General features: G+C 46.5%; 1 protein-coding gene. It reads right to left on the reverse strand.

Going from position 1 to position 934, the window contains the following annotated elements; genetic code table 11:
• A partial coding sequence (locus ACS8FC_RS15495; RefSeq protein ID WP_439297426.1) for an McrB family protein occupies nucleotides 1–934 on the reverse strand: 934 nt, incomplete at both ends.

Consider the following 934-nt stretch of genomic DNA (forward strand, 5'->3'; position numbering starts at 1 on the left):
AGCGACATCACCAATTGTCGGTAATAATTCAGGCTGCGGTGGACAATCAATAAAGCGGAAACGTCGACGTAATGCCATATCAAGCGGCGCAAGCGAATGATCTTGGGTATTCATAGTGGCATAGATATCAACATTGGCAGGCACACTAAACGCACGCCCAGAATACGCCAAATGAACCGTCATCGCATTTGGTTTGCCAGCGCGCTTGTCTGGCTCGATCAAACTGAGCAGCTCGCCAAAGACTCGTGACACATTGGCACGATTGATCTCATCAATCAACATCGCGTAACGGTGCTGAGGGTCACGCGCGGCACGCTGACATAGCTTTAAAAAGGCCCCATCTTGAACGGCGTAGCTCATCTGGGTATTACTCGAGTGACTGTTATTTGCGCGGATAGAGCCGCTCATAACAGGACGAATACCTTCTACAAACTCTTCGTAGCCATAAGCCTGATGGAAGCTCACCATACTAAAACGCTGCTGACCAGAATTTTGGTTTTGATTGGACTGGTTATCATGCTGTGCCTGCTGAAACTCCGCCAATTGCTGTGACAACTCTGTTAGCAATAGCATACTCTCAGGCAGTAAATACCATGCGCCGCTGTTATCTTTATCAAAATACGCTTGGCTGGCTCGATTATCAAAACTGACGGTTTTAGAATCTATAGGACTATGTCTGCGAAGCTCTAACCAAGCAGTGCTCTCTAGGTTTTTCTCACGTGAGTTTTGTGCCGCTTTAGTAATAAAAAAAGGATGGTCGACAAGCTCTCGTACCTTGACCAAATCCTGTTGTTCAGCCCGTAAGTCTAAAAATATCAAACACAGTACTTCACGCCAGCTTAGGCTTTGCAATAGCTGCCCAAGTAGCGCTTCATTATTTGTCTCAGGCAGATAATCGGTATATTGCTGCGCGATTTGGAGCAATCGATAGGTT

Source organism: Psychrobacter sp. 1Y4, assembly GCF_051847555.1.